The following is a 3,275-nucleotide window of genomic DNA, read 5'->3' as shown; positions in this document are numbered from 1 at the left end:
GAAACCGAAGATTTATTTTGGTCCTTGTTGTACTTCAACAAGTCGCGTCGTTTCAACGACACTTCTTGGGGTTGTATGGTTAAGTGACTAAGCGTACATGGTGGATGCCTTGGCAGTCAGAGGCGATGAAGGACGTACTAACCTGCGATAAGCTGTGAGAAGTCGGTAAGAGACGCTATTACTCACAGATTTCCGAATGGGGAAACCCACCCAAGATAACTTGGGTATCGTTACATGAATACATAGTGTAACGAGGCGAACCGGGAGAACTGAAACATCTAAGTACCCCGAGGAAAAGAAATCAACCGAGATTCCCTCAGTAGCGGCGAGCGAACGGGGATTAGCCCTTAAGTTTCTTGGAAGTTAGTGGAATGGTCCTGGAAAGGCCAGCGATACAGGGTGATAGCCCCGTACATGAAAACGACCTTGAAGTGAAATCGAGTAGGGCGGGACACGTGACATCCTGTCTGAATATGGGGGGACCATCCTCCAAGGCTAAATACTCCTGACTGACCGATAGTGAACCAGTACCGTGAGGGAAAGGCGAAAAGAACCCCTGTGAGGGGAGTGAAATAGAACCTGAAACCGTGTACGTACAAGCAGTGGGAGCCCTTCGGGGTGACTGCGTACCTTTTGTATAATGGGTCAGCGACTTACATTTTGTAGCGAGGTTAACCGTATAGGGGAGCCGTAGGGAAACCGAGTCTTAACTGGGCGTCTAGTTGCAAGGTGTAGACCCGAAACCGGGTGATCTAGCCATGGGCAGGTTGAAGGTTGAGTAACATCAACTGGAGGACCGAACCCACTAACGTTGCAAAGTTAGGGGATGACCTGTGGCTGGGGGTGAAAGGCCAATCAAACTCGGAGATAGCTGGTTCTCCCCGAAAGCTATTTAGGTAGCGCCTCGGACGAATACTACTGGGGGTAGAGCACTGTTTGGACTAGGGGGTCATCCCGACTTACCAACTCCATGCAAACTCCGAATACCAGTAAGTAATATCCGGGAGACACACGGCGGGTGCTAACGTCCGTCGTGAAGAGGGAAACAACCCAGACCGCCGGCTAAGGTCCCAAAGTTCTGGTTAAGTGGGAAACGATGTGGGAAGGCTCAGACAGCTAGGATGTTGGCTTAGAAGCAGCCATCATTTAAAGAAAGCGTAATAGCTCACTAGTCGAGTCGGCCTGCGCGGAAGATGTAACGGGGCTCAAACCAGGCACCGAAGCCGCGGATTCACACTTATGTGTGAGTGGTAGGGGAGCGTTCTGTAAGTCTGCGAAGGTGTATCGAGAGGTATGCTGGAGATATCAGAAGTGCGAATGCTGACGTAAGTAACGATAAAGGGGGTGAAAAGCCTCCTCGCCGGAAGACCAAGGGTTCCTGTCCAACGTTAATCGGGGCAGGGTGAGTCGACCCCTAAGGTGAGGCCGAAAGGCGTAATCGATGGGAAGCAGGTTAATATTCCTGCACGACTTGTAATTGCGATGGGGGGACGGAGAAGGCTAGGTGGGCCAGGCGACGGTTGTCCTGGTGAAAGTGCGTAGGTGGTGTTTCTAGGCAAATCCGGAGACACAACACTGAGACACGAGACGAAGCCACTACGGTGGTGAAGCCATTGATGCCCTGCTTCCAGGAAAAGCCTCTAAGCTTCAGATTACAAGTCATCGTACCCCAAACCGACACAGGTGGTCGGGTAGAGAATACCAAGGCGCTTGAGAGAACTCGGGTGAAGGAACTAGGCAAAATAGAACCGTAACTTCGGGAGAAGGTTCGCTCTTGACAGTGAAGTCCCTCGCGGATGGAGCAGTTGGGAGTCGCAGTGACCAGATGGCTGGGACTGTTTATCAAAAACACAGCACTCTGCAAACACGAAAGTGGACGTATAGGGTGTGACACCTGCCCGGTGCCGGAAGGTTAATTGATGGGGTTAGCGCAAGCGAAGCTCTTGATCGAAGCCCCGGTAAACGGCGGCCGTAACTATAACGGTCCTAAGGTAGCGAAATTCCTTGTCGGGTAAGTTCCGACCTGCACGAATGGTGTAACCATGGCCATGCTGTCTCCACCCGAGACTCAGTGAAATCGAATTCGCCGTGAAGATGCGGTGTACCCGCGGCTAGACGGAAAGACCCCGTGAACCTTTACTACAGCTTGGCACTGAACATTGAACCTACATGTGTAGGATAGGTGGGAGGCTTTGAAGGCGTGACGCCAGTTGCGCTGGAGCCGTCCTTGAAATACCACCCTTGTATGTTTGATGTTCTAACGCAGGGCCCTGAATCGGGCTCGCGGACAGTGCCTGGTGGGTAGTTTGACTGGGGCGGTCTCCTCCCAAAGAGTAACGGAGGAGCACGAAGGTTGGCTAATCCTGGTCGGACATCAGGAGGTTAGTGCAATGGCATAAGCCAGCTTAACTGCGAGACGGACAGGTCGAGCAGGTACGAAAGTAGGTCATAGTGATCCGGTGGTTCTGAATGGAAGGGCCATCGCTCAACGGATAAAAGGTACTCCGGGGATAACAGGCTGATACCGCCCAAGAGTTCATATCGACGGCGGTGTTTGGCACCTCGATGTCGGCTCATCACATCCTGGGGCTGAAGTCGGTCCCAAGGGTATGGCTGTTCGCCATTTAAAGTGGTACGCGAGCTGGGTTCAGAACGTCGTGAGACAGTTCGGTCCCTATCTGCCGTGGGCGTTGGATGATTGAAGGGAGTTGCTCCTAGTACGAGAGGACCGGAGTGAACGAACCTCTGGTGTTCGGGTTGTCACGCCAGTGGCACTGCCCGGTAGCTAAGTTCGGAATCGATAACCGCTGAAAGCATCTAAGCGGGAAGCGAGCCCTGAGATGAGTCATCCCTGACCCCTTGAGGGTCCTAAAGGGCCGTTGGAGACCACAACGTTGATAGGTGGGGTGTGTAAGCGCAGTGATGTGTTGAGCTAACCCATACTAATTACCCGTGAGGCTTAACCATACAACACCCAAGAAGTGTTCTGGGCCTTGTAGCAAATTGAAGAACTACTACCTAATTCAGTGATAGCGACCACCACCTAAGGTGACAGTTGTTATTCACGTCAGCTTTCTTAGATTGAAGTAATTTGCCTGGCGGCCATAGCGCCGTGGAACCACCTGATCCCATGCCGAACTCAGAAGTGAAACGCGGTAGCGCCGATGGTAGTGTGGCATTCGCCATGCGAGAGTAGGACACTGCCAGGCCCCCAACACGAAAACCCCCGCTCGATGAGCGGGGTTTGTTATTGCCTGACATGTATCATTCCTGCG

General features: G+C 52.5%; 2 rRNA genes. Both read left to right on the top strand.

Annotated features, from left to right (window positions below):
* Window positions 1-77: 77 nt before the first annotated feature.
* A 23S ribosomal RNA gene (locus AXW79_RS21090) occupies window positions 78-2,967 on the top strand.
* 127 nt (window positions 2,968-3,094) lie between these two features.
* A 5S ribosomal RNA gene (rrf, locus tag AXW79_RS21085) occupies window positions 3,095-3,209 on the top strand.
* Window positions 3,210-3,275 lie beyond the last annotated feature (66 nt).

The sequence above is a fragment of the Aeromonas salmonicida subsp. salmonicida genome, from assembly GCF_001643305.1.
GTDB lineage: Bacteria > Pseudomonadota > Gammaproteobacteria > Enterobacterales > Aeromonadaceae > Aeromonas > Aeromonas salmonicida.
This window is presented reverse-complemented; position numbering and strand designations above follow the sequence as displayed.